The sequence below is a fragment of the Legionella nautarum genome, assembly GCF_001467895.1.
Lineage (GTDB): Bacteria > Pseudomonadota > Gammaproteobacteria > Legionellales > Legionellaceae > Tatlockia > Tatlockia nautarum.
Genome location: NZ_LNYO01000024.1, coordinates 626198 through 651534 on the forward strand (window position 1 = coordinate 626198; position 25337 = coordinate 651534).

Below are 25337 nucleotides of genomic sequence, written 5' to 3' on the forward strand. Positions count from 1 at the left end.
ATAGATCGTTTACATAGCAGCTTCGCTAAACTCAATTCCCATAATTGTTCTCATAGTGTACAATATGGGGCAATAATATTCTTTCGGGGTTGGTGGTGCCTTCATTGCAAGGTCAAAAAGCGTATCAATGGATTGCAAGTTTATATTTTTTCCAAAGTATCCCATTTGTTGTCGTTAGCCTGATAGCCACTATCATGTATCAGCAGCAAGGTATGGCTAATTCAAAAGCCGCGCTGCTAACCAGTTTATTGATGTTGCCCTGGTCGCTGAAACCCTTATTTGCTCCCTATCTTGAACATATTTCAACAAAGAAACGATTAACCATTGTTACTCAACTCCTTGCTTCAATCGTATTTTTCATTTTGGCTCTTAGTGTGAATAAGCACTATTTTTTAATGGTTAGCATTCTAGGTTTTGCTTGTTTAGCTGTTATTTCATCCCTACATGATATTGTTTCCGATGGTGTTTATCTGCTCAATTTAGATAAGCATAGCCAAAAACGTTATGTGGCTTTTCGTAGTTTTTTTTATCAAATGGGGCGCTTAGTTATTAAAGGGGGGCTGCTGGCTGTCCTAGGGCAATTGGCTATTTACTATAATATGAACCTTTGGTCTGCATTTTTTTATGCTTTGTTTTTGATGGCTATGGTATTAACTATCTATCATAGTAAGAAAATACCTGAAATTGAGAGAGTTTCACAAGCTAGTAAGAATTATTGTGTCGTTTTCAAAGCGCTAAAGGCTTCGCAGCAATTTTATCCTGCTTTAATTTTCATTTTTTTATACAACGTTTCTGATGCGCAAATGCAAAAAATTATACCTTTATTTCTTCTGGATAAAACAGGTTTGGAACTTAGTATAGCGCGCGTTAGTGAAATCTATGGTATTTCTGGTAGTCTGGCATTAATGATTGGCGTTTTCGTTTCTGGATTGATAATCAGTCGCTATCCCATCGCGGCCTGCATGAAAAAGCTAACAATTTTCCTGCTTTTAGGCCATTTCATGTTTATTTTTCTCATCTACTTTGAGCCCAGTCAAGTTGTCATTTATTGCGTAATACTGGCTAGCCAGTTTGTAGTAGGTATGACAAATGGTGCTTACATGGGGTATTTACTATCGATAGCAAATCAAAGTAACTATCCCATGTCGATGTATACCCTCTGTGTCTCTGCCATGGCTCTAAGTTATGTATTTTTTGGCGCTATTAGTGGTTGGATAGAAGAGCAACTGGGTTACTCTAATTTTTTCCTTTATATTTTGCTTGTAAACAGCTTGTTGGTAATGATGACCTATAGAATGATGAATAGACATGGTTAATTTGCTTGAACAATTGGAAAATGAACTGGCTCAAGCCAACCAGCTTGATCATTGCGATGAGGCTTTAGGTTGTTATTTAATTAAGAAAGGCATCTCGACTTTTTCTTTCACCTATTATGCCTATCACCCCAATTCTGCCAATAAATTGAAATATGACATGTGCTCGCCTAATTTTAGAGTTTGGCATGAACACTATCTAGAAGAGCAGTATAACGATATCGATAGTACTCTCAGCTTTGTTTATAATAGTCATCTACCCATTTATTGGAATTTAAAGCAACAATTAGCGCAAGCAACCTCGGATTCAGAGCGAAAAATGCGCCGAGATTCGATTGCTTTTGGTGCAGAATCTGGTTTATCGATCCCCATTCATGGGCCACAGAATAATTTTGCAAATTTGTTAATTGTACAAATGCAAAGTGAAGAGTGTAATTTACAGAATCTAGGTTTACAGCATGAGTTATTTGTCGCGGCTCATCTCTATTATCATTATATTCAGATTCATCTACTCAATGAAATATCTGCAAAGAAAGCCTACAATTTAACCCAACGAGAAATTCAATGTTTATTGCTGATAGCAAAACAGTACACCGTAAAGCAAATGGCACAGCAACTTGAGTTAAGCGAAAGAACGATTAATTTTCATATTCAAAAAATAAATAAAAAATTAGGCACTAAAAACAAGTATCAATCATTGGCAAAGGCGCTAGAGCAGCAATTATTAACCCTATAGCACAATAAACTTAGAAGGCTTATTCCATTGTTATTAAGTTGAATTGCTCCTTATCTCTGGGTCTCACGGCTGGCTAAACCGTTCGGGCTCTGAGGTATCCCCACGACATTAAATAGTCTGTTGAGTTCCTTAATCGTTTTGTTTATCCCGTTCGCACTGAGGAAGCGCGCAGTGCTGTCTCGAAGTGTCGCAAAAGGTTCCCGAGAGCCCTCAGGACAGGGCTTCGAGACGCACGCCATGCCTGCTCCTCAGGCTGAACGGGATAAAATGAATACAAATTTCTTGGATACTCATTTCATGGGGATATCACAGCCCGACGGTTTTATGCAACAACGCTAAAGAAGCTACGGGGCATCGACGATGTTAGTTATTCATCCCCCCTGTCAAAAATGACAGTGTTCAATTAATTTTCTTCGAAGGTAAAATTTAAACAGTTTATCTTGAGAGAGTAGTCATGAAAAGCCTTAAAAATAGTATCTTATCAGCCCTAACTGCTTCAATGTTTATACCTATTACTGTTCATGCAACACTAACCCTCTATACCACGAGTTGGTCAATGTATGATGCAAATCCTTATGAATATGATGGGGCTTATAAGGTTGGCAAGCCTTATGGCCAACTCAGTTATGTAGCTAATCCTGATATGGTTGCTCAATTTAATAAGGCTGATGTGCTGGCTTGGAGTTTTTTACAAGTTTGGAATTCAAAGGATCCAAACCAGGCACAGTATAATTTCCCGAATAAATGGGATGGCTTAATGCATTTCGATGATCTATGGGGCGAGCTGCCTTTTGAAGCGTCATGGGTCTCACCCTTACCTCCTGAAACGAATGATTTTTTGACTTTTTGCCGGGCAAATGATGGTGCCTGTGCCTCAGTGCAATTGAATGGCAATACTCAGCAAAAAGAACTATTTAATTATGCTGATCAAAAAGGTGTTGGCCAGCTTAATAGTTTTGGTGCCTTTATTAACTCCAATAAATATAAGGCAAAACGAATCATTGCCATTGGCGGCGCAAATACCGTGACTAATAAAGGGGTAAGTACTGCTACCTTTGATGCCATTTTTGCCAATCAAGCCAAGTTTTTAACTCAATTCAAGGCGTGGATGACTCATTTTAAAAATCTAAAAGGAATTGATTATGATTTTGAACCTCCAATTGATACACAAACAGGCGCTCAATTGCCACCTGATGCAAAAACACTAGCAGACTATAAAAATTTATTTGAATTAGTCAAAGCGAGTCGTCAAACCTTAGGACAAGAGGCCTACATTTCAGTGACTATCACAGTTAACAAGCAGTATTTAGAAGCAATCAATCAATCGGTTGAGGGCGGCTGGTTTAAACAAATTGCTCCCTATGCCGACTCTGTGAATTTAATGACTTATGATTTACACGGTCCTTGGAGTCAAAACAGCGATCCTTATACGGCAATCCATGCTTATTTAAAACAACCAGACAGCCGTCATAAGGATGAGTTTGCCATTACCTATGGTGCTGATGAAGTCACCGACCAAGTATTAGCTGACGGTATGCCAAAAGAAAAATTGCAAGTAGGTCTTGCGGCTTATGGTCGAGGTTTTTCGGGAGTAGAGGCAGGTGCAGATAGCGAGCATCCTGGCTTTGAGCAGCCCTGGACTGGAGCGAGTCACTTTGATTCAGCTTATACTAAGGAAGAGGGGATGTTAGCTTATAAATTTATTGATAAGGCAATTAAAGAAATGAATTATAAGAGCTATACCGTTAATGCTGTTGATGAAGAGAACAAACCTTTCGTAACAGGTGCTTATATCTATAGCCCTTCTGCTAAGCAATTTGTTGGTTACCAATCCCCAGAAGTGGTTAAGGCAGTTTGTCAATTCATCAAGAGCAAACAATTAAAAGGGGCAATCATGTGGAGTTCTGAAACAGATTTGCCAGTATCTAATCCCAATAGCCTAGTGGCTGCTTATAAAAGCGGATGTAATTAAAGCCACTAGACTAGAGAGACTTAAAGGGTTTTAATAAAAATAGGGAAACTATCAGAGAGTTCCGTAATAAGTTTTGTCGAGTAGCCGCCCCGTTGTTGCTACTCGACTTTTCTATAAAGGATTAGAGTTGCTATTGCTAACGATAATATTGGGGGAACCATGATGGATAACAATTTTATAACGATTTTGTTGAGCCCAATTACTCTATTATTTCTTATCAATGCCTTTTTTTTGATTTTTGTTACCTCCTTTGCCTGGTCTATTTTTCTCAAAATTAAATATACCAATTTTTTATTTTATTCATTCAAGACAAACAATAAACCAGTCTTATTGTTGAAAATAGCTTTCTTTTTTCCAATCATACTGATTGCATTATTCGCAGAATATCAATGGTCTGTGTTAACAAGCCTGCGCTTTTTTCCCTTACTCAGCTCTACGTTTGTTCAATATAATGCCATCGGTATGGTTCTGTCGTTAATTGCTTTAGTTATTATTAAAAACTTCAATGAAGAAAAGGCAGAAGAATTTAAGCGCCCTATTTTTTTAATGACCTATGGTATTGTTTTATATTTATTTTACTTAATCATCTTGATAGCAACGGTTGTTACCCGATTAAATGCATTTCCTGATGGGTTCCTTAGAAGTTATGCTGGGAAGGAAATAATAAATCAATCCATTCTTTACGCATTATTCTTGATTTATTTAATGGTTGTCTTCTTTGCGGTATCCATGAAAACAATACAACGCGTCCTGTTATTATTGGGGTATACCATCGCTCTTGCTTTCGCCTATTCAATGGCATTCTAGATCTCGATATTCATCAATCTTGTTTTGAAACACATTAGGCTCATTATCTTTTTTCTTGTAATTAAGCAAACACACAATTACACTATTCAAATTGAGTAATTACTTAATTATAAGAAAAAAGACATAACTATGAATTATGAAGTCATTATTGTGGGCGGTGGCCCGGTTGGTGCGGCATTGGCGATTGAGTTGGGCATGCTAGGAATAAGCACTGCCGTTCTAGAAAAATATGATGAGCCCCTATTATTGCCTAGGTCGCAGTTGTTAAATCCACGGTCAATGGAATTTTCTCGACGCTGGGGCATTAAGCAACAATTATTAAATAAGCGTTTACTCTCTTCTAAACAGGCCTTAAAAGTCATTTGGTGTTCAGGCTTGGCTGGAAAGATGTACAGCCTTGTTGATATTACTAAAAACATAGATGCAGATGTGACCGCTGAAAATTATCAAACCCTGGCACTTTGGTTAACAGAAGAAGTTTTGCGGGAACGGATATTGGATTTTAAAAACGTAGAATTTATTAAACAGACTGAAGTCATTGATATAGTTCAAGATGAAAATAAAGTCACAGTGACTGTAAAAAATAAGGGGGATAATCAATATCATTTAACGGCCAACTATCTGGTTGGCTGTGATGGTGCTCGCAGTATCACACGAACGAAAATGGGTCTGAAATCAGAAAATTATTTACCCGAACAAACTGCGCTCAGTATCTTATTTCATTCTCAGGACATCAAAGAAAAAATCAGCCTGCCGCCGGCATCTGTGTATTTTAATTTAACCACAGGAAAAACAGCGGGTATTGGTTGCGTGGATTATGAAAATGGCTTGTGGTATTGCCATGTGTTGCGGCCTGGCAAGCAAAGCTTAAACGATATCGACCTATCAGCTGTTTTGGATCAAACTGCTGGATTCGAATTTAAGAAAGAAATTAAGCAAGCCCATTTTTGGATGATGCGGGCTGAGATAGCGGAAAATTTTCGTCAGGGAAGAGTTTTTTTAGCAGGTGATGCTGCCCATGCTTCACCGCCAACTGGCGGTCACGGATTAAACACAGGATTGGCTGATGCGGTTAATCTTGGTTGGAAATTGGCTGCGGTATTGCGCCATCAAGCAGGAGAAACTATGTTGGCAAGCTATGATTTGGAACGAAGACCCATTGCTATTCGCAATCTTAAAGCAGCAATAAAGAATGCAGAAGATGCTCTTCGTGTGCGGAAAATTTATCCGCCAGAGACCCATGCAGACGATTTTGCGAAAGAAAATACTCGTATTGCTAGGCAGCATGCTGTTTCACCGGGTATTGCCCTGGGCTATTTTTATCTCAACTCGCCCATCATTATGCAAACAACCGAGCACGATTACCAAGATAATCCTTTTGTTTATCAGCCCAAGGCGTTGCCTGGGTATTTTGCGCCCCATTGCAGAGTGGGAAAAAATAGAAACCTTTACGATTATTTATCCTCTGAACACAGTTTGTTGATGACGGAACAAACGAATGAGCAGGATGTGCAGCCGCTCATAGAGCAATTTGCACAGAAAAAGGTGACACTCAAACTTCTTATACTCAAAGATGAACTGATTAAAAAACTCTATCCCAAACCATATTATTTATTGCGTCCTGACTGGCATATAGCCTGGCATGGCGATAAGATGCCTCAAGATGTAGAGGGTTTTGTAAATCAACTTATTGGTTATTAGAGAAAGTGTAATGAGCAAAGAAAAAGTGCAACGTAAGGTCGCTGACAAAACACGTATTAAGATTTTGAAAGCAGCTTGCAAACTTTTTGCGGAAAAGGGATTTTCCGGCACTAGCACGCAAGCCATAGCTAAGGCTGCCAAGGTAAATGAAACCTTAATTTTTCATCATTTCGGAAGTAAGAGTGAGCTTTGGAAAAAAGTAAAAAACCATGTGGTTGAAAGTATTTCTTTGACACCTGTAGATCCCAAACCTAAATCACTGCGCTTATTTTTGGAAATGATATTCAACCAACAGCTTGATGCCTTCGCTCAGCGTCCGGAGCTTGTGCGTATATTGCAGTGGCAATACATGGAGGTTAAACAAAGCAAACTGCTAGCGGGCAATCCCGTAGCACCGACTAATTGGTTAGAGCCCATTCAATATTTGCAGCAGATAAAAGAAATAAATGCAGAGTTGGATGCATCATTTATTATGATCTGGTTGACAGCTAGTATTAATATCATCATTTTTGATCACATGCAGATCTTCCAAGATAAGACTACACGCGATGCTTTTATTGACAATTTGCTTACTGGTTTTGAGCGTGCTCTTGGTACAAAAGCAATGCGGCTAAGCGAGCAATTGGACGCGGGAAATGTAGCCATCAATGCCTGCAATCATTTCTCTCCTTTGACTCCATTTGGAGGGCATAAACAATCTGGTCCAGGCACGCAAGGAGGGAATACAGGAAGCTTAAATAGTTATGATGAGGTGAAGAGTGTTCATTTAGGTTTAGAGTAGTTGGTATTCAAATACGTCAACGGGAAGGGATTCAGTAGGTTCCACTTTTGCTTATTACTTGGCCTTCCTGAAATTTTTTTGTCTATGATATAGACTAAGCTAAGAAAAAATATACTTTTAAGGATATCAATAGACCTGCGTAGTATCGCTAATTTTTCTTATTCTAACTGATCTAAAGTTAAGAGCATCAGCTCTTTGGTCGACGTCCCGCGACTTGTTCGAGGGATCTAGAGATCTCTATATGAAAAGATCGCATGGATATCGGACAAGCCTCGGTACCTAGGCAGAAGGACTATAATCTACAGGGCAGTGGTTCTTCAGATGGGGCTCCCAGAAACGGAGTTAGGGTTGCCCTTTGAACGTATTTTTGTTGTAATTTTATAGTTATTTCATTCAGCCTATCTTTAGGTATATCTAAGGGTTGAACAGTGATCGTCTTACCAAATTTTTCTTCAATTTCTTCAATCAAATGCGCTGTATCTTCTCGTGATCTAAATATCTTTTTTAAATTACGTTCTGACAATGATTCAGCAAACTTAGCAATCTCAGGATATGATTCGATTAAATGACGTCGAATCGTCACTAAAAGAGGAAGAACAATAAAATTAAATCCTGCAACCCCACCATTTACTGTTACATCCCGCTGAAAATATTCCCTACCTTGGCCTGTAGTATGACTAGCGAGTTCGGCTAAGCCTATTGTACTGTGAGGATAGGGAGAGTATTTAACACTATCAAGCCTTATTGCAGCAATAATAACGCCAGGATGAAATTGATTCCTGGTTTCTTCTGACCAACCTGAGGTCTTTTTAATGGCTTTATCTGATTGTTGTTCTTTATGAGTAAACAAATTAAAGGTAAGCAAATTAGTTAAGTCTATTCCAAACATATTTTTATCCAAAAAATTAATACTTCAGCTAGTAAGCTGATGTTTTTTAAGCAGGAGACCTATTTTCCAAGATTTTATACGATTCATCATTATTAGCAAATATAATTTTAAAGATAAAGATGCCAGTTATTTCTAAAAATATTACTCGATTATTTTTAAATAAAGACAATGTTTTCTATCAATATCTAACAAAAACAGCTTGTTATAAATGTTTTTATTTTCATAAAAAACAAGAGATTTTTCTATCAATTTTGTTGAATCAAGAGGAAAAAATTTCAATATCCTAAAAAGAATTAATAATTCAAAAAAGATACTTCTTGCAAAACTTATTCAAAAATAATAAAGTGCCAAAAATGACCATTGAGATCAATAGAGAATCACTTTGTTTGATTGAGATAATTTACATTTTGCATAAGTAAATTTGAATAGAAGGAAGTTTGAAATGCAGAAAAAACTTGATAAATCCATGATTAAAGAAATGGATACAGAGCAAGCAAGAAAAGTAATCAATAATTCTAAAAACTTATTTAAACTAGGCTTAGATCCCTTCCGTCCTCTCGAGAAATTAAAATTATACTTACCCAAAAAGGTTTTAAAAGAGGTTGCCAATGATCTATTTCTTATAGAGGATGCACTTGCCGGAATGGTAGCTACAGAGCTAGCCGCTCAGGCTTACCAATGTATTGGAGCTATTGCAGTAAAAGGTTTGAAAGATCAAGAATATTTAAATTACCTTTATGTAATCGGCCAGGTTAAAGATACTAACGATATCGAAATTCCTCCCCCCAGATATACAAATTTTCCCAATATAGTTAACGAATTTGCTGAAACGAAATTAAAGAATCTTAACGTCATACCTCATAACCTTGAAAAATACACCCAACTTTATAACAGAATCACCCAGCGCATTACTGAAGAAATTTTGCAAACGGCCCCCCAAAATTACGGTGAACGTATTTTAATTATGGAACGATGGGCTTTAATTCTGACTAAAAGTTGGGAGCTAAATGATGGCCTAAGCTCTGTAGCTATTTTTTCAGCGCTTAATCAAATGCCTATTACCCGATTACACAAAGGATTATCAAAAAGGGCGGAGGACATTACAAGCCTAGTAGATGAGGCACACGGAAATTTACGTGATAAAAATAAACCACAATTGTTTAAGGAATATGGCATTCCTTTTTTAGGAGCTTATCAAAACGACCTTACCTTAGCTAAAGAAGTAGTGGAAAGATGTCTCGATGACATGGATAAACTCGAGAAAGAACCCGATGGATTAGATGGAAAAAAAGAAGAGCACATTAAAAATCTCGAGGAAAGATGGCTTGCTTACATTAAAAAAATTAGAGGTCATTTAATCGAGATTGAATTAAAACAACTTTTGCTTGAAACTTTAAATGATTATACTAGCAAATATAGAACTAGAGGAGATGATTGTTACGCTTATGTCCCACTAGAGAAAGAAGATGCTTCAGTAAAAGAAGCAGTGCTAGTTATGGATAAGGACGATTCAGGTCTATATAAAATATCCTACACGCTTCAGCCTAAAAAGCCAGCCGAATTTTCCCCTCAAGACACACACAAAAAAGAATATAAAAGGTTAAAAGAAATTGAAGAGCTTGAAAAATCACAAAGGCGAAAATCAGAGAATAAAAACTTAGAAAAAATTGAAGAAAATACTGAGAATGTTGCAATAGCCATTAAGCAACTATATATGTTCATGTTCGAGAATTTTTCAAAAGAAAAAGGTCTAGATAGTTTTATTGAGGAAGTCAATGAAAATTTAGCTATCCTTCTTTATCCTCTCGGACAAGCCAGGATAAATGAATATAGGATAAATGAATTCTCTCCTGAAATGATAAAAAAACATGAGGAAATTTTCAAGAAAAATGGTCTTAATATTCCTGATGAAATTAATGAAATACCTAACCTTGTTTTAATAATTATGAATGTTATTTTTAAGAAAAATGGCATTGACAAGCCTGATGAGCTTAAGCTGATACTCGACCATATCAGGGAAAATATAAAACAATATATTGATGATAAACGAGCACATGAACTAGAAGTAGAAGAGAAAGCCCCTCCCTCTGCTAGGCACAGAAGTAAGGGGGGTAGTTACAGGAGCACTCTATTTGGTGCAAGAAAAGTAGAAGATGGCGAAAAAGAAGCAGATGAGCCCCAAAAGACAAGAGGGAGCGGTATTCTATTCCCTAAAGTAGGAGCAGGACACAAAAACAGAAAAGGGGGGAGCGGTACTTTCTTTGGTGGCCTAAAAGGGACAGCTACACCCGAAGAAAAAGCGGAAAAAGCCGCAAAGAAAGCCGAAAAGAAAGCCGAAAAGAAAGCGGAAAAGGAAGCGCGCCGAAAGGAAAATCAACAGCATATAAAGAGTGTATTTGATTTACAGTTTTAATTGCAATGGAATAAAACCTTGAGCTAAAGCGCTCTTAAGTTAAGGCGAATTCCCGCCGCTCTGACTACGCGCTCCAAGGTTTAATGATGCAGCCTTAAGGTTTTTTTAACTCTATTTAACTTATACCTACATCCCGCGACTTTCTTGTGGGCTCCAGAGATCTCCGTATGAAAAAAGCTACCTGGGTACCGTAGATAAGCGGCGGTATGTAGGCGGAGAGGGAGCTTTAAGGTTTGTGCCATTAGGTTTATGGACTCTCACCTTAATTACAAAAAGCCCCTAATCAATAGGTTGCTTTTTCTTATGCTTATTTTTCCACTCAGTATCAATCGTTCCTTTTTCAAAACCTTTTAGCTTTTGATCAAGTGCAACACGGTCATCGAAAACAAAACAACTACCTTCCCAGAGTGAATTTTCTTTCGAAACGGATTCCAAATAATTTAATATTCCACCATTCAATTGATAGACCTCGTTGAATCCCAGTTTTTTGAGATAAGCGGTGGATTTTTCACAGCGAATACCACCGGTACAAAACATAGCTATTTTTTTATCTTTTTTCTCGATTAAATGTGTTTGTACATACTCAGGGAAATCTCTAAAGTTTTCTGTATTAGGATTGATTGCATTTTTAAAGGTTCCAAGTTCAACTTCATAGTCATTTCTTGTGTCAATCAGAACGACCTCAGGATCAGCTAGTAGTTCATTCCATTCTTCTGCATCTAAATGAATACCACAAAGATCTTGCGGGTTAATATTTTCTACCCCTAAAGTGACAATTTCTTTGCGCAATTTGACTTTGGCTTTTGCAAAAGGATTGAAATCGTTATAAGTGGGTCTAAATACTAAATCTTGTAAATTCTCATGGGTTTTTATATAAGACATTAAGGGCTTAATTTCTTCTTCTTTACCACAAAAACTGCCATTTATTCCTTCACTTGCTAAAATAATAGTCCCTTTAACTTGATTGTCTTTCATTACTTTTAAAAGTGGTTCCCTCATCAACTCATAATCATTAAGGGAAACAAATTTATAAAAAGTTACAATTACATATGGTTTCATTTTTTTACCTAATTCACACTGTTTAATTTGAGGTACTGCTTGGCAGTTTTACCGTGGTAGATTGTTTTTTAAAGCGATAATCTTCTATTTTACTATTATTTTAAGGGTGAATAAATGTTTGAGAAGAATTAGGCTGGAAAGCTCTCAAATGAGTAAAGAACTTTCAGCCTAATTTTAGAATGACCTTAGTAGTAATCGATAGTCGTAGTGGTCACATCAATAGGATCAGTATCAATGATGGTGACTGGGTCATAGTAGATAGGCCTTACAACAACAGCTCTTGGTCGTGCGACGATTGCTGGAGCTGCTACTACTGTGGGTGTATAAGTCACGGAGCGGTATTCCAGGACTCCGGTATTAGTACAACAGCCACAGGCTGCTAGAAAAACAATCATTGGGGCTAGTGCTATCCATTTCATAATTAACCTCAAAATGTTATTCTCAGGTCAAATTGTAGATTATTTGTTCAATATTCTCCAGTTTATTTTTCTTTTGTAATATCATTGTTAACTTCTTAATGCTTATGGACAATTCGCAGACTTCTTGTTGATAAGGTGGCATCATGAAAATGTTTTTTTTACCTCTCTCTGTTTTCAGTGTTATTTTTTTCTTAATTTCCTCCAACAGCTATGCTTACCAACAAAAGAGAACAATTCGGAATGAGACCGCTAAAACTTGGTTTATCGTAAACCAACCATGCATTAAGCGTGAGGGATACGTTTTTTTTGACCGCTCTGGGGTAAAAGTCTGCGAACAGGGGAGCCTAGTCGACAAGGGTTTCTGTATCTTACCACCAGGACAAGTTACTCTGGTTATCTACGGTACTAATGATAGAAGTCCTTATGCGAATATCTGTGGTACTCTCATATTTTCTGATGGTTATTCCGGCATTTCTGTTGATTATTTGACCAGTAGTGGCAGTTTTAAAATGGAAAGTTCAAATGAACAGCTTATCAATGATGATCATGCGAACCTTACTATTTTTAATCGCTAAGCCGGCAAACTGAATCAATCGGAAGATCGGTTGGTATCCAGATAATAAAGAAAAGCTAAAAGTTGAGCGACTGCTAGATAAAGTTTGGGGGGAATTTCGGCACTTAATTTAACTTCGGAAAGTAAAGCAGTTAATTCTTCGTTTTTTTGTAAAGGAATGCCGTGTTTTTTGGCGGCGTTGATAATTTGTTCCGCAATCATTCCTTCACCTTTCGCAGTCACTCTAGGTGCTGATTTTCCATTGTAATGAAGTGCAATTGCTTGCGTTTTATCTTTCTTCATATCCGTATATCCAGTAGCCGTAAATTGCAGGTATCAATATTAGGTTCTTCTAAGCCTAAATGCACATTCCATAAACGTAAGGTTAAACCGAGATTCGTTAATAGTTCATCAAACGTTTTTTGCTGATTGTTCAAAAGTTCAATGGTATTTTGCTTTTCAGCATGAATTTGGATATCAATCGCCATATCTTGCATTTTTAATTGCGCTTGAATATCGCCTAAATCAGCCAAGCTTAGAGCAAAACTTATCGACCAATTTGAAGTTTCAGCCGCTTCTTGGCGATGTTCTCTAATTTGTATAGGAATAATATCTACGCCAGAATTAGTACGTAAGGGGAGATCGAGCATCAGGCTAAAAGGTTGATCTGCATGCTGCAGCAAATTAGTCAATTGAGTGGTTTTAATTCTAGCCAAAACTTGCTCGGTCTGTTCACGGAGAACGTTTAAAATAGTTGCCATTGATTTTTCTGCAAAGGAGTGGGCAAGTAATTGATGCATAGGTTGAGGAATTGCCCCAGGAAGAGGCAAGGATTCTCGTGAATTGGCCGGCAACGGTGGGCTAGGTACCGCTTTAGCCCCCTCATTAATGAGTGTATGTAGCAAGCGTAAACATTGACCTTTAAAATCGTTTTGTAGATTAGCTGAGCTGTTATTGCGTCGCCAGCTCAATAAATTGGCTTCCCAAAAAAGCCCGCTATTAGCTATCGCTTGATTCAATTGTTGCGGAAATTCAGTGATAGAGCTAATGCTCATGACTAATGCATTTATTTGTTGCCTAACAACTGGTGGTAAATTGATATTTTCAAGGGCAGCCAACGTTGCAAAAAAATGAGTAGCGGGCGCTTGTCTAGGCAAAGTTTTTGCCAGAGCGGCTTCCATGGGTGTTAATGGGGGCGATTCACGTAATACCTGTAAAACAATCGTTCCCTCATCGGTTTTCATAACCTTCACTTGTAGTAAGTCACCTGGTTCTAAATGTTGTGAAGTTTGAGCATTAATATTCTCACCATTAATATTGATAAGTACTTGATTTTCAGCGAGTTGTTTGACGACAACAGCTTTTAAAACCTGGCCAACGTAGAGTTCGGTATCGGGCTTGGTTAATTTCAGTTCTTGTGTTGGGTTGAGTCGAATACTCGGGGTGTTTGAAAGATCAACAGGCATCGCATTATTCCTTTAATTTGCTTGTCATTTATAAAGCCATTTCACTATACTGATTCCCATTGTATCGGCCGATGTGGTGGTAACTTAACCTATCGCTGTAAAAAGGACTAAGAAGTCTGCTAAGAAGACTTCATGAACAGGGTGTATAAATGATGTTAGACAGAGCTAGTGTTGTCGATGAACAATTCATTAACCGCGTGAGCCAGACAAATTTCCCTCCAGCACTAAGTTCAACTAGTCCAGCACAGGCTGGAATGGATAAACAAGTTACCGTTGAACTGTTTGACTCTCAAATTAAATCCCGACTCTTAGACCTTATTGCGCGCCAATTAAAAGAAAAAGGCTTGTCTTACTACACGATTGGCAGTAGTGGACATGAGGGCAATGCTGTATTTGGCCAGGTATTTCGTGCCTCTGATATGGCTTTTCTACATTATCGAAGTGCTGCGTTTTATCTACAGCGGGGGAAACAAGTGCAAGGTTGTGATGGCGCTCGAGATATTTTGCTATCGCTAGTAGCTGCAGCCGCGGATCCTATCTCTGGTGGACGTCATAAAGTGTTTGGTAGTGTCCCTTTGAGCATTCCTCCGCAAACGTCGACCATTGCTTCTCATTTGCCTAAAGCGCTTGGAGCCGCTATTTCCATCACCCGGGCGAAGGAATTAGAAATTCACTCAAAATTACCAGCCGATTCGGTCATTCTCTGCTCCTTTGGTGATGCCTCGACTAATCATGCCTCCGCGCAAACAACCTTAAATGCCTGCTCTTGGATTGCTACCCAGCAATACCCATTACCCTTAGTTTTTATTTGTGAAGATAATGGCATTGGCATCTCTGTTCCCACCCCTAACAGTTGGATTGAAACCTCAATCAAACAACGCCCAGGCTGGCATTACCTAGCTTGCGATGGTTTAAACCTTGCCGATATCTATTTGAAAGCGCAGCAGGCGGAGTATCTTGCAAGAACTAAGAAACAACCGGTTTTTTTACACATGAAATGTGTAAGGCTCTTAGGTCATGCGGGTTCTGATATTGAATCACAATATAACTCGAATGCTGAGATTGAACGGCGTGAAGCGAATGATCCTTTACTACACACGGCGAGCTTGTTATGTCGCGAAGGCTGGATGACGCCCCAGGCAATCTTGGATTTATATCAAGATAATAAAACGTTGATTGAAGCGAAGGCCATGGAAGCAATTCGCTTACCTAAAATGACAAGTGCAAAAGAAATTATGTCTTCTTTATTGCCCAAAATTCGTAAGAAACGCATTTATTTACCGCCCGATAATACACAGCGTGCACAGGTATTTGGCAGTGCTTTTAACCAATTGACTTTAAAACGCAATCTTTGCCAGCACATCAATTTCGCCTTGACTGATCTGATGATGCAATACCCCAATATGCTGGTTTTTGGTGAAGATGTGGGTAAAAAAGGCGGGGTTTATCGGGTGACTGCCGATTTGCAAGCTCGTTTCGGCCAACGACGGGTGTTTGATTCCCTGCTTGATGAAACCACTATTTTGGGGACAGCAATTGGCTTAGCTCATAATGGATTTTTGCCTGTCCCTGAAATTCAATTTTTAGCTTATCTACACAATGCCGAAGATCAGCTGCGTGGTGAAGCATCGACGCTATCCTTTTTTTCCAATGGCCAATATCAAAACCCAATGGTTATTCGCATTGCTTCTTTAGCTTACCAAAAAGGATTTGGCGGCCATTTTCATAATGATAATTCGATTGCCGTGCTACGAGATTTACCGGGTGTGATTGTAGCTTGTCCTTCGAATGGTCCTGATGCAGCGAAAATGCTGCGTTCTTGTATGCGAATTGCGCAGGAAGAAGGACGCATTGTGGTGTTTCTCGAGCCCATCGCTTTATATATGACGAAAGATTTGCATGAAACAGGTGACAATGGCTGGCTTTTTGATTATCCGCCCGTTGAGCAAACGATTGAACCAGGAGAGGTTGGGGTTTATGGTGATGGTGAGACTGTCATTCTGAGCTATGCCAATGGCTGCTATTTGTCGCGACAGGCTGCGAAAATTCTTGAAGAAAAACACGATATCGCAGTCAAAGTCGTCGATTTACGCTGGCTTAGTCCTTTACCGAACGAAGCCATTCTCCATGAAGTTGCCAAAGCAAAACGCGTATTAATCGTAGACGAAGGTCGACAATCTGGTTCGTTGAGCGAAGGATTAATGACAATGTTGGTTGAGCAGGCAACAAATCGCCTGAAAATAAAACGGATTACGGGTGAAGATTGTTTCATTCCATTAGGTACCGCCTGGCAATACTTATTGCCTAGTCGTGATTCTATTATTGAAGCTGTCATAGCTTTAAATTCAGTTAAAAGGGAGAAAGATCGTGGACGACTTATTATTTCTTGATGAACAACTGCATGATGATGAACGTATGATCCGCGATAGCGTTGCGCGTTTTGTAAGCCATGATGTGATTCCACTCATGGTAGAATCTTATGAGCATGCCCAATTTCCAAAACAGCTTATAAAAAAATCAGCGGAATTAGGTTTATTAGGTCTTACTTTACCTGCGCAATATGGCGGCGCTGAGGCTTCTTATGTCGCCTATGGTTTGGTTTGCCAAGAATTAGAGCGAGGTGATAGTGGATTGCGCAGCTTCGTGTCTGTGCAAAGTTCTTTATGCATGTACCCCATTTTTCGCTATGGCAGCGAAGAACAAAAAATGCGTTTTCTCCCTGCGATGGCGGCAGGTGAAATCATTGGCTGCTTTGGTCTTACCGAACCTGATTCAGGCTCAGATCCAGCAAGTATGCGTACCTATGCCAAAAAGGTAGACGGTGGATGGCGCTTAAATGGCGCAAAAATGTGGATCACCAACGCGCCGATCGCGGATATTGCCATCGTCTGGGCGAAAACGGATGAAGGGATTCGCGGTTTTATTGTTGAAAGAGATTCCAAAGGTTTTAGCAGTCCTGAAATCAAGCAAAAAATGTCCTTGCGCGCATCAATTACTGGGGAGCTAGTGTTTGAAGATGTTTTCGTTCCTGAGAAAAATTTATTACCTAAAAGCGACAAAGGTTTAGGTGCTGCACTTAGTTGCTTAAGCCAGGCACGTTATGGCATCGCTTGGGGAGCAATGGGCGCTGCAATGGCTTGTTTTGATATCACCCGTGATTACTTACTTGAGCGCAAACAATTCAATAAACCGCTTGCCTCTTTTCAGCTCATTCAAAAAGATTTAGCCGCTATGTATACCGAAATTGTTAAAGCGCAATGGATGAATTTGCAAATCGGCCGCTTAAAAGATCAAAAGCGTGAAACCCCAACGATGATTTCTTTAGCAAAGGGAAATGCCTGCAGAGAAGCCTTAAAAATCGCCCGTAATTGCCGTAATCTACTGGGTGGAAATGGAATCAGCCTAGAATATCACGTCATTCGCCACATGCTGAATTTAGAATCTGTGTTTACCTATGAAGGGACTGACAATGTGCATACGCTGGTATTAGGACGGCATATTACTGGAATAAATGCCTTTGGTTAATTGCAGAAAAGAAACGCTGAGGAAGGGCCAAGGCTAATGGCCCTTCCCAAAAAAGCCTATATTTTTAGCAAGCTAAAAGAAGACTTAACTCTCCCACGTCATCCCAAGCGTAGCGAGGGATCTCCAGCAGATGGCACCATGTAAAAAACAATTGCAAAGCACCATACAAGGGTTAATCGGTTATTGCATACCTAATACTATGCTACCCGTATATCCATTCTCTACCACTCTAGAATCTGCTGTACCGGTTTTGAGCAATCGGGTAATTTGTGCAATTTTTTCCTGCTTAGAAAAGCCTTGGCTAAAACAACAAAATAACAAACAGACGTAGCTTAGGAGGCTATAGTCAGTCCGGCGATTGTTTAAATCTGTCTTATGAGCCTCTAACAATTTACGTTGTTCAGTAGTTATAACATAGTCTCTATCATATTTTTTGTTAAAAAATGGAGAAGAGGTCGGATTAGATCGCCCAGTCTTAGTGGGTGCACTAGATTTAACCGGCTCTTCTTTTTCAGACTTATCTGCACCGCTCCGCGTTTGCGGCTTCTCTTTTTGCTGAGATATTGACGCAAGGTAGGATTTTATTTTTTCATCTCTTATATGAGATAATGTGCAAGGTGTACAGGAACCTTGTGTTCTGTCTGTAATTTCTATTATCAAGTCTGAAGAGCAATATATATTCTTATAATGTTGTTCTTTTAGAGTAGTTGTAACAGAAGAACCTTCCTCTGGCTCAAGCTCATATTCATAAAACAGATCAGATTGTTTTTGAGATTTTATTTTAATCGGAACCCATCTCGGATTCTTTCGATCCTGTGGATCAAGTCGAAAAAAAGATCTCTTCTCACCTTCTATTCCGAATTTGAAAAAAAAAGTCGGCCCGTCTTTTACTTGCAAACTATAATAGTGAAACATTTACTTACCTCTAAATGCCAAAGCTTCAAAAACCCTATGATACTTTAAAAATATTAAGTAAAAATTATCTTAGTGAAGCGATTGAATTGTGATAGCTAGTTTATTTTGTGTAAATATTGTACCTAAAGGAATAAAAACAATCAATGTTGTTTGACGTGTTCGCTATAATTAAATAGGCTACCTGTAGTGATCAGGAGCAGGGATACCAGGCAATAAACCAACTTTGACAATACACTCCTTGTCTTTTCAAAACAGACAAGTTATTATCCCCATCCAACTTCGGGGCGTAGCGCAGCCTGGTAGCGTACTAGCATGGGGTGCTAGTGGTCGAAGGTTCAAATCCTTCCGTCCCGACCAATAAATTCCCTTTGAAATCAGCAAGTTATAGTTAGAATCTCAAGCTCGTTTTTTCCATTTAATTTTCTGGGGTACACTTTTTAGTAAGTGAGCGCCTTAAGTTTTAGAGAGCTTCATTAATAGAAGGTGAGTTTAATATTTCATAACCTAACTGTCTCAGCATTATCAAATGGAAATTTGCTGTTGTGATATCCTTGCCATTCTCCTCCATGATTTTTTCGCCATACTTGCTTTTGTAGTAACCCATTATATCCAGTTGTAAGTCATAGTGGCCGCCTCCATCTTGATCTCTAGCAGAATCTATTAACTCTTTTCGAGTTAATAGATGATATTCACGTGTGTCATCCATTATAGAAAAAATTATTTCATCTAACCAACAGCTGATATCAACAAACCTTGTTTCTGAATTTGACAGGATTGGTGCTTTTGGATCGAAAATACTATCAATCATTGGAAAATAAAGGCCTGTAATATATTCAGCATCATGATTTAATAAAGCATTTAAATGTTGAATAACTATTCTCTTCCCAATAGGCTGTATTGTTTTGTCATCATTGGTATATAAATTTACCCAATTGCCGATTAATAATTTACCTCCCCGTTTTAAATTTAGGTGATTAATTAAATTTGAAAGGAGACATGAAATTTCATTGTGTTCATTGTCAAATGCGAAAAAATACCATTCATTAGAATCCAATATAAAGGAAAGCAAGAATTGTTTTTTTAATTTAATATCCTCTTTGAGCAATTCTATTTTATGTTTTACTTCAGAAATATTTTTATTTTTTAATACAAGAAGCCTTTCTGTATTTATGTTTTGTTTGCTTGATATAGAGGATAACAGCTGTATTGGAGAAGTAATTCTTCTTAATAAGCCCTGCGAATTTGAACGAGGTCTATTTTCTAATAATACATTGATGGCTCCCCCGATCCTAATTGCCTCTTCTTTATATCCTGAATCAAATAACTTACAACTGTTTTTTATATAGGTAAGTTGATCCCGTATCCCATTTTTAATTTCTGTGGCTTCATTGGATCGTTTTATTTTTTTGCTCACATATAAGCTCTATTAATTTTTTTATTATTATAGTTGATGTAGCCAATTTGAAAGAAACTGCTTGAACTTAAGCACGTTGTATAACAGTTAATGAATTAAGTATGGTCTACAATATGATAATAAATAAGATCTTATATCTAGCCACAGAGTTTGTTTGAGGGGTTTATGGAAAATTTTAAAAAAGGGATTTTTATTATTTATATTGTGGTGTTAGTAAGCTTAATACCTTCGATTGGTATACTAGTTGGCAGCGTGGTTTCAAATGGATATGAGAAACAATACGAAGAGGCAATGATTCGAATTTTTAAAGAGAAACAAGGGGTAGATCTAAAACAAAACCAGCAGGTTCTTGAGCAAATAAAACTTAAAGTAATTTGCTCTAAAAATAATTTAGATCCAGCTTTTTCTGCTGTTTGTAGTGAGTTCGATCAAATAAACAATTTAACATATTTTTCATCAATAACGATAATTTTTACAATATTAGTTTTCGTTTTCATCTTTAGTCTCGGCTTACTTTCACGGCAGAATAGGAATTTCCTTTTTTATTTTTTCAAACCAGGGTTATTTATCTCACAAATTTCTGCGGCAATACTGGTTGCTGCTAATGCCGGGATACTTGTTTTTAGTATCTATTTCACAGAGTCATTTTACTGGGGGAAAGTTCATATTGGGTTGATAGTCGGGTTAGGTATTGGAGCTGGAATAATGGCAATAAGGGTTTTTATCCAATCTGTCTTACCAATAAAGGACGTAGAAACCAGAGTTGTTGGGAAAATATTAAGTAAAGATGCCTATCCTACTATATGGAATTTTGTAGAATCACTAGCAAAAATGATAGGTACTGAACCACCTGATACTATTATTGCTGGTATGGAGCCAACCTTCTTTGTAACAGAGGCTAATGTATTATGTTTAGATGGTAAAATTCACGGTAGGAGTCTATTTGTATCGCTGCCATTTTGCAGGTCTCTTTCTAAGCAGGAATTTTCTGCGATTATTGGGCATGAGATGGGGCATTTCATTGGTCAGGACACAAAGTGGAGCAAGAAATTTTATCCAATATACCGAGGAGCCACTGATACTGTTCTTTCATTAGATGGTTCTAATAAAGATGGAATCGCACAGTTGGCATTTTTTCCGTCGCTCGTTTTTATGAATATTTTCATATCGGCTTTTATGACGTCAGAAAAAGCTATAAGTCGGCAAAGAGAGCTTAATGCTGATAGTGTTGGTATGAAAATAACCTCTAAAGAAGAGATGGGGGGTGCTCTGGTTAAAGCGCATCTATACCAGCATGTTTGGGATTACACACAACAGAAAATGAAAGAAAATCTAGCCAATGGAAAACAAATTATAAATCTCTCAGCCTTCTTTTCCAGCATCTGCGAAGCCCTTCCTCAAGATTTTATGAAAGATGAAGTTGGAAAGACTCATACTCCTCATCCAACCGATAGCCATCCACCCTTATCTGTTAGATTAAACTCAATGAGCATTAAGATAGATGAAGTGTACGGGCGAGGAATAATAAATACCAATGATGAAAGAGCAATAACTTTAATTGATGAGGTGGAAACTTTAGAAAAGGAATTATCAGATATAGAGTATTATAAATTAATTCAATTAGATCCGAATAATCCGGGATTAGAAAAACAATAATTCAGGCTAAATGAGCTGGCAGAGATACTGAGAAAGTTGTGCGTTACCGGATGACTCTACCATCCGCGAAAACCCCGGTACCCCCTCCCACCATCTATGACTTTTTTAAAATTGAAATTCGCTTTGTAGCTAAATAGTTAGACAAGTTCTTTGACAATATTCTTACTGTACTGAATAGTGAGTTTAATTTCTCTCTTGAAAGCCTTGGCTTCACTTGTTGTTTCCCCATGAAAGCATTAAGATTATATCGTGGAGCGCCAGAACCTTTTGCTCCTCCATGAACGCGACAACGTGCTTTACCTTTGATCGCAGGGCAGCGACAAGGCTGACCATGATTACCTTTTGTTCTTGCTCCACATCTAGCCGCAGATTCGAAAGCATAGTGTTTTTGCTCGGTTCTTGAGGTTGTTTTCATGATTTTTCCTTATTACCCATACCCCCTTGAATATTACCAACAACCGCTTGACCTCCTTGATGGACATCGACACGTTCAACAATGATTTTTTGACCGCCAACACCTTGTAGTTTTGCTAGTATGTTGGCTTGTTGTACAAAACAATTGGCTAATTTTACTGCTGTATTTGTGTAGTACTTCTTTAGTTCCATGCTATCAATGGCATTAGCATAGGTCATTGTTCGCTGTTGTAATTCATGAATAGATAACATTTGTGCGGCAAGCATTGATTGCAGGCCACCATTTACATCCAGAGCGATCAAAGCATCACTGCTTTTCTGTTTGGCCTTATCCATGTCAAATTTCTCAGCTCTGATATTGCTGGTTGCAATAGCATTTTCATCAATGATATGCCTGTTAAATTTCTCTTTTGCCTCAGTCATATCCTGTGGGGTATAAAGCTGTTTATCTTGCGCTGTATCAAGGTTCGGCATAACTCCTCCTTTATGATTATAAATTATTTACTTTGCGCTTTGCCTGAGTAATGCGGCTTACCTGAGGATATCCATAGTTCTATGTGTAAGCGTAATGATTCCGCAGGTATATCACCATTGATTATGTCTTGTTCGTCATCGGAAGATAACAGCCCATCAATAACTTGCTTAGGTTCAATTTTTAGGTTTACGCAACATTTCTCGACAAAGTTAATAAGATCGAATGTTACTGCATTATTTTTATTGAAATGCTCCGAAGTGGTACTGACAAAACCGACAGAAGATTGTGTCAGTTTTGTCGGTTCGCTCATGTCCATATCATCTAATTTTTTTAGCCAGCGTCCCATATTAATTCCCCTTGGCTTGTTTAGAGTTAATCCATTGATAAACAATTTTGGGACGCCCATTTGTATCTGCTGCGCTTAACGTTTTTGCTTGAATATGGCCATAATCAAGAAGCCAATTTAGAGCATCATTAACCGCGTCAATACTATCAAGCCCTGACCATCCTTTGCGTTGTATATCGCGCGCTGTTAGGGGGCTAGGCAGCTTGGATTTACGTTCCAAAATGAGTCTTGCGCCATCGAGACTATGATTTATAGCAAGGCTATATAGGCGTTTAGCATGGCTCAGTAAATAGTCTGCCCAATCTAACGCGCGCGCAGTAGCTTCTATTCCAACAGTTTTACGACCACCATCAATTATTTCAAAGAGCAATGCTAAACCAGCAATGGTTTGTGGCATTTTTAACATATGGCTTTCAAGGGTTGGATGAATATCAGGGTTACGCGCAGTATCTTGAATTTCCTTCATCCATGTAATAAATAACTGTTGTGCTTCATCTGTAAAACGGAAGCAATATGGTTCTTCATTTTGGGTATTAAAATGGAGTTTGTGAAGTATTTCAAATACAGCGTAATATTTTGTCCTTGCCTGTTGATTAGGCGCACGATCAATCCACACCCAGCTGCCAATATCATCCGGCCATATAGCCAATTGAAAACGCTCATCAGACGTGCCTCTAATAGCATCTCGAACCAGCGTGGCAATTTTGCTTGGCTGAATTCCTCCGATAATTGAAAGAGTGCAATTTTGAATTTCAATTGTGCCGCGACCGATGCGGTCATAGGTGTAATGCCCATTACCATCAAAACATTCGAGGTAAAAGGCGCGATCAGATTGATGTTCCTCCTTATTCAGTTTTGCCAGCCAGCCTGATAGCTCATCACGCACCAGTATCAAACCGTTAGAATTTTCGTTTAATAATTCACCCAATTTTTCTATGGTGGCATCATTCACTACCAATCGTTGGCGTACAGGTGAAGCAGCGCAATCCATTATTTTAAGAGCTTCTTTTGCCTGTTGACGATTGTTAGCTTTTATAGCTTTTTTTGCCTTATCTTTTGCGGCAAGTTTTTCCAATTCATTTAACTGGCATTCTTCTTCGTAATTTTTTTTGTCTTCCTCAAACTGCTGCGCAGCATTTGTATCAAACTGACGTAAGGGTTTGAGAGCCTCTTTCATGCTGGGACTTTTCATTGCTGAGGGTCGCCCAATGATAGCTCCCCACTGATTAGGAGTTACTGACCAATCATCAAGTTGCTTGGGACAAATTAATGCTTTGCGTCCTAAGAGACCAGATAACCCTACTATTGCAGCCACAGCTACAAAATCAGGTAAGCTCTGTTGACGATCGGCCACATCAAAAACATAGTCCCTGATCGCTTCTGGTAGCATACATGATTGAAATGGCATAACAGCAGGCCTCGGCTCCGGTAAGGGTTGAGGGGTTGTATGTTGTGGCCATTGACTAATCATGTGATTGTTAATACCAGCTCTATCATTTTGTGTTGTAACTTTCGGTGATACTTTAATGATGGCGTCTTTTTCTGATAGTCCTTCTCTACCCTTCATGAGGTCAAAGGAATCATGCCAGTAACCATCATTGAAGAGATCATTGTGATGACTAAAAAATTTATTACCTCTAACTGTGATACCAGCAACACCGGATGAAGATTCTGGTGATAACCATTTTTCATGATCGCTCGTTATTAACTTGCGTTTATATCCATATTGAATCAAAAGATCGACCAGTTGATGTTCTTCATTAAATTTTTGTATGGGCGATCGCTCATCTCCTGATGCTTGCTGCTTATTACAAAGAGGAGTTTGAGTGCTTGGTGGCAAATCCTGAGGTTCAATTACTGCTACGGGCAAACCTTCCAGATATTCAAAATACAGCAATGTAGATTGACAGCCTACTGGTTTACGAGAGTAGTACCATGCTTGAGCAAATACATTATTTTCCTTAGCGTATGCCAGTAAATGTCCTTCAATATTTTCATTAACCAGTAAAATCACAGCTTCTGCTGTAGCGGGTAATTGTGATTTAGAATAAGGTTGCTCGACTGCTAGAATAATCCGGTATCGATTGCCCTTATTTCCAGCGTAATGTGAATACGAACCATAAATCACATGACCTATATTCATCCTTTTTAAGGTTTGATGAATTAATAATGGATCGGGTGCGCCATCAATTTCGCAGCCGTTATCATCGATGTGTTTGTCACAATCAATCACAAGCAGATTAGCCATGCTATCAGTGTTGGCATCATTCCGTGACATACACTGCCCCATTTCTACTTCGTTCAAAGAGGTTCTTATAAAATGGCTTCCATCCTTATTGCCATCCGGAACTTGCCTCAGTTTATGGAGAAATTCATCTCCACTGATATTCTTAAATTGATTAGTTACTGTAACTCCGGTTTCTGTCGAAGCCACTACAGTATTTTTCAAAATTGATATAAAATCTGTCATGTTAAATCCTTGT

General features: G+C 38.4%; 22 protein-coding genes and 1 tRNA gene. 12 read left to right on the top strand and 11 right to left on the bottom strand.

Going from position 1 to position 25337, the window contains the following annotated elements:
* Positions 1-95: 95 nt before the first annotated feature.
* The 6 genes from Lnau_RS14475 (at position 96) to Lnau_RS14500 (ending at position 7310) form a co-directional block, all read left to right on the top strand.
* Complete coding sequence (locus tag Lnau_RS14475) at positions 96-1316, top strand: MFS transporter (protein ID WP_058506021.1); 1221 nt, start codon at positions 96-98, stop codon at positions 1314-1316.
* Positions 1309-2049 (top strand): helix-turn-helix transcriptional regulator, encoded by a 741-nt coding sequence (locus Lnau_RS14480; protein ID WP_058505836.1) that lies wholly within the window; start codon positions 1309-1311, stop codon positions 2047-2049. The genes Lnau_RS14475 and Lnau_RS14480 overlap by 8 nt, the downstream gene beginning before the upstream one ends.
* A 454-nt stretch (positions 2050-2503) precedes the next feature.
* Positions 2504-4021, top strand: a complete 1518-nt coding sequence (locus tag Lnau_RS14485) for a glycosyl hydrolase family 18 protein (protein ID WP_058505837.1) — start codon at positions 2504-2506, stop codon at positions 4019-4021.
* Between the two features lie 159 nt (positions 4022-4180).
* Positions 4181-4828, top strand: a complete 648-nt coding sequence (locus Lnau_RS14490; RefSeq protein ID WP_058505838.1) for a hypothetical protein — start codon at positions 4181-4183, stop codon at positions 4826-4828.
* Positions 4829-4957: 129 nt separating this feature from the next.
* A complete protein-coding gene (locus Lnau_RS14495) occupies positions 4958-6529 on the top strand; it encodes an FAD-dependent monooxygenase (protein WP_058505839.1) in 1572 nt (523 codons plus the stop codon).
* Positions 6530-6539: 10 nt separating this feature from the next.
* Positions 6540-7310 carry a TetR/AcrR family transcriptional regulator gene (locus tag Lnau_RS14500; RefSeq protein ID WP_058505840.1) on the top strand — a complete coding sequence of 257 codons (771 nt, stop codon included), beginning with the start codon at positions 6540-6542 and terminating at the stop codon, positions 7308-7310.
* Positions 7311-7602: 292 nt separating this feature from the next.
* Here Lnau_RS14500 and Lnau_RS14505 read toward each other — a convergent pair whose 3' ends face one another.
* Positions 7603-8199, bottom strand: coding sequence for a hypothetical protein (locus Lnau_RS14505; RefSeq protein ID WP_058505841.1), 597 nt, complete (start codon positions 8197-8199; stop codon positions 7603-7605).
* Positions 8200-8641: 442 nt separating this feature from the next.
* On the opposite strand from Lnau_RS14505, the gene Lnau_RS14510 reads away from it, so the two are divergent.
* A complete protein-coding gene (locus Lnau_RS14510; RefSeq protein ID WP_058505842.1) occupies positions 8642-10612 on the top strand; it encodes a RasGEF domain-containing protein in 1971 nt (656 codons plus the stop codon).
* Between the two features lie 279 nt (positions 10613-10891).
* Here Lnau_RS14510 and trhO read toward each other — a convergent pair whose 3' ends face one another.
* Together trhO and Lnau_RS16250 are read right to left on the bottom strand one after the other, a co-directional pair.
* Positions 10892-11671 carry an oxygen-dependent tRNA uridine(34) hydroxylase TrhO gene (gene trhO, locus Lnau_RS14515; protein ID WP_058505843.1) on the bottom strand — a complete coding sequence of 260 codons (780 nt, stop codon included), beginning with the start codon at positions 11669-11671 and terminating at the stop codon, positions 10892-10894.
* 185 nt (positions 11672-11856) lie between these two features.
* A complete protein-coding gene (locus Lnau_RS16250) occupies positions 11857-12090 on the bottom strand; it encodes a hypothetical protein (RefSeq protein ID WP_083503850.1) in 234 nt (77 codons plus the stop codon).
* A gap of 143 nt (positions 12091-12233) precedes the next feature.
* On the opposite strand from Lnau_RS16250, the gene Lnau_RS14520 reads away from it, so the two are divergent.
* Positions 12234-12665 carry a hypothetical protein gene (locus Lnau_RS14520; protein WP_058505844.1) on the top strand — a complete coding sequence of 144 codons (432 nt, stop codon included), beginning with the start codon at positions 12234-12236 and terminating at the stop codon, positions 12663-12665.
* A 14-nt stretch (positions 12666-12679) separates the two neighbouring features.
* On the opposite strand, the gene Lnau_RS14525 is transcribed toward Lnau_RS14520, so the two are convergent.
* On the bottom strand, positions 12680-12946 hold the full coding sequence (locus tag Lnau_RS14525) for an EscU/YscU/HrcU family type III secretion system export apparatus switch protein (protein ID WP_058505845.1): 267 nt from the start codon (positions 12944-12946) through the stop codon (positions 12680-12682).
* Positions 12943-14109 carry a flagellar hook-length control protein FliK gene (fliK, locus tag Lnau_RS14530; protein WP_058505846.1) on the bottom strand — a complete coding sequence of 389 codons (1167 nt, stop codon included), beginning with the start codon at positions 14107-14109 and terminating at the stop codon, positions 12943-12945. The genes Lnau_RS14525 and fliK overlap by 4 nt, the downstream gene beginning before the upstream one ends.
* Before the next feature lie 152 nt (positions 14110-14261).
* Here fliK and Lnau_RS14535 point away from each other — a divergent pair, with 152 nt between their 5' ends.
* Both Lnau_RS14535 and Lnau_RS14540 read left to right on the top strand, forming a co-directional pair.
* Positions 14262-16499, top strand: coding sequence for a thiamine pyrophosphate-dependent enzyme (locus Lnau_RS14535; protein WP_058506022.1), 2238 nt, complete (start codon positions 14262-14264; stop codon positions 16497-16499).
* Positions 16477-17634, top strand: a complete 1158-nt coding sequence (locus Lnau_RS14540; RefSeq protein ID WP_058505847.1) for an acyl-CoA dehydrogenase family protein — start codon at positions 16477-16479, stop codon at positions 17632-17634. The genes Lnau_RS14535 and Lnau_RS14540 overlap by 23 nt, the downstream gene beginning before the upstream one ends.
* Before the next feature lie 180 nt (positions 17635-17814).
* Here the strand turns inward: Lnau_RS14540 and Lnau_RS14545 are convergent, their stop codons facing one another.
* A complete protein-coding gene (locus Lnau_RS14545; RefSeq protein WP_058505848.1) occupies positions 17815-18549 on the bottom strand; it encodes a hypothetical protein in 735 nt (244 codons plus the stop codon).
* A 280-nt stretch (positions 18550-18829) separates the two neighbouring features.
* On the opposite strand from Lnau_RS14545, the gene Lnau_RS14550 reads away from it, so the two are divergent.
* Positions 18830-18906: transfer RNA gene (locus Lnau_RS14550), tRNA-Pro, on the top strand.
* A 103-nt stretch (positions 18907-19009) separates the two neighbouring features.
* On the opposite strand, the gene Lnau_RS14555 is transcribed toward Lnau_RS14550, so the two are convergent.
* Complete coding sequence (locus tag Lnau_RS14555) at positions 19010-19963, bottom strand: hypothetical protein (RefSeq protein WP_058505849.1); 954 nt, start codon at positions 19961-19963, stop codon at positions 19010-19012.
* 165 nt (positions 19964-20128) lie between these two features.
* Between Lnau_RS14555 and Lnau_RS14560 the strand changes: the two genes are divergently transcribed.
* On the top strand, positions 20129-21619 hold the full coding sequence (locus tag Lnau_RS14560) for a M48 family metallopeptidase (RefSeq protein WP_058505850.1): 1491 nt from the start codon (positions 20129-20131) through the stop codon (positions 21617-21619).
* A 94-nt stretch (positions 21620-21713) separates the two neighbouring features.
* Here the strand turns inward: Lnau_RS14560 and Lnau_RS14565 are convergent, their stop codons facing one another.
* Genes Lnau_RS14565 through Lnau_RS14580 form a run of 4 tightly spaced genes read right to left on the bottom strand, consistent with a single transcriptional unit; the run spans position 21714 to position 25159 of the window.
* Positions 21714-22034 carry a hypothetical protein gene (locus tag Lnau_RS14565; protein ID WP_238585987.1) on the bottom strand — a complete coding sequence of 107 codons (321 nt, stop codon included), beginning with the start codon at positions 22032-22034 and terminating at the stop codon, positions 21714-21716.
* Complete coding sequence (locus Lnau_RS14570; protein WP_058505851.1) at positions 22031-22507, bottom strand: hypothetical protein; 477 nt, start codon at positions 22505-22507, stop codon at positions 22031-22033. Before Lnau_RS14570 ends, Lnau_RS14565 begins: the two co-directional genes overlap by 4 nt.
* Before the next feature lie 23 nt (positions 22508-22530).
* On the bottom strand, positions 22531-22854 hold the full coding sequence (locus tag Lnau_RS14575) for a hypothetical protein (protein WP_058505852.1): 324 nt from the start codon (positions 22852-22854) through the stop codon (positions 22531-22533).
* Between the two features lies 1 nt (position 22855).
* Entirely contained in the window at positions 22856-25159 is a 2304-nt protein-coding gene (locus tag Lnau_RS14580; RefSeq protein ID WP_162263208.1) for a YfjI family protein, read from the bottom strand.
* Positions 25160-25337: the final 178 nt, after the last annotated feature.

What these genes read in the sequence shown, in the direction of transcription:
- Lnau_RS14570 (WP_058505851.1), bottom strand. Translation starts at nt 22,507, where the DNA reads ATGCCGAACCTTGATACAGCGCAAGATAAACAGCTTTATACCCCACAG.
- Lnau_RS14495 (WP_058505839.1), top strand. Translation starts at nt 4,958, where the DNA reads ATGAATTATGAAGTCATTATTGTGGGCGGTGGCCCGGTTGGTGCGGCA.
- Lnau_RS14490 (WP_058505838.1), top strand. Translation starts at nt 4,181, where the DNA reads ATGATGGATAACAATTTTATAACGATTTTGTTGAGCCCAATTACTCTA.
- Lnau_RS14575 (WP_058505852.1), bottom strand. Translation starts at nt 22,854, where the DNA reads ATGGGACGCTGGCTAAAAAAATTAGATGATATGGACATGAGCGAACCG.
- Lnau_RS14500 (WP_058505840.1), top strand. Translation starts at nt 6,540, where the DNA reads ATGAGCAAAGAAAAAGTGCAACGTAAGGTCGCTGACAAAACACGTATT.
- Lnau_RS14520 (WP_058505844.1), top strand. Translation starts at nt 12,234, where the DNA reads ATGAAAATGTTTTTTTTACCTCTCTCTGTTTTCAGTGTTATTTTTTTC.
- Lnau_RS14525 (WP_058505845.1), bottom strand. Translation starts at nt 12,946, where the DNA reads ATGAAGAAAGATAAAACGCAAGCAATTGCACTTCATTACAATGGAAAA.
- Lnau_RS14535 (WP_058506022.1), top strand. Translation starts at nt 14,262, where the DNA reads ATGTTAGACAGAGCTAGTGTTGTCGATGAACAATTCATTAACCGCGTG.
- Lnau_RS14565 (WP_238585987.1), bottom strand. Translation starts at nt 22,034, where the DNA reads ATGAAAACAACCTCAAGAACCGAGCAAAAACACTATGCTTTCGAATCT.
- Lnau_RS14545 (WP_058505848.1), bottom strand. Translation starts at nt 18,549, where the DNA reads ATGTTTCACTATTATAGTTTGCAAGTAAAAGACGGGCCGACTTTTTTT.
- Lnau_RS14505 (WP_058505841.1), bottom strand. Translation starts at nt 8,199, where the DNA reads ATGTTTGGAATAGACTTAACTAATTTGCTTACCTTTAATTTGTTTACT.
- Lnau_RS14510 (WP_058505842.1), top strand. Translation starts at nt 8,642, where the DNA reads ATGCAGAAAAAACTTGATAAATCCATGATTAAAGAAATGGATACAGAG.
- fliK (WP_058505846.1), bottom strand. Translation starts at nt 14,109, where the DNA reads ATGCCTGTTGATCTTTCAAACACCCCGAGTATTCGACTCAACCCAACA.
- Lnau_RS14485 (WP_058505837.1), top strand. Translation starts at nt 2,504, where the DNA reads ATGAAAAGCCTTAAAAATAGTATCTTATCAGCCCTAACTGCTTCAATG.
- Lnau_RS16250 (WP_083503850.1), bottom strand. Translation starts at nt 12,090, where the DNA reads ATGAAATGGATAGCACTAGCCCCAATGATTGTTTTTCTAGCAGCCTGT.
- Lnau_RS14480 (WP_058505836.1), top strand. Translation starts at nt 1,309, where the DNA reads ATGGTTAATTTGCTTGAACAATTGGAAAATGAACTGGCTCAAGCCAAC.
- Lnau_RS14560 (WP_058505850.1), top strand. Translation starts at nt 20,129, where the DNA reads ATGGAAAATTTTAAAAAAGGGATTTTTATTATTTATATTGTGGTGTTA.
- trhO (WP_058505843.1), bottom strand. Translation starts at nt 11,671, where the DNA reads ATGAAACCATATGTAATTGTAACTTTTTATAAATTTGTTTCCCTTAAT.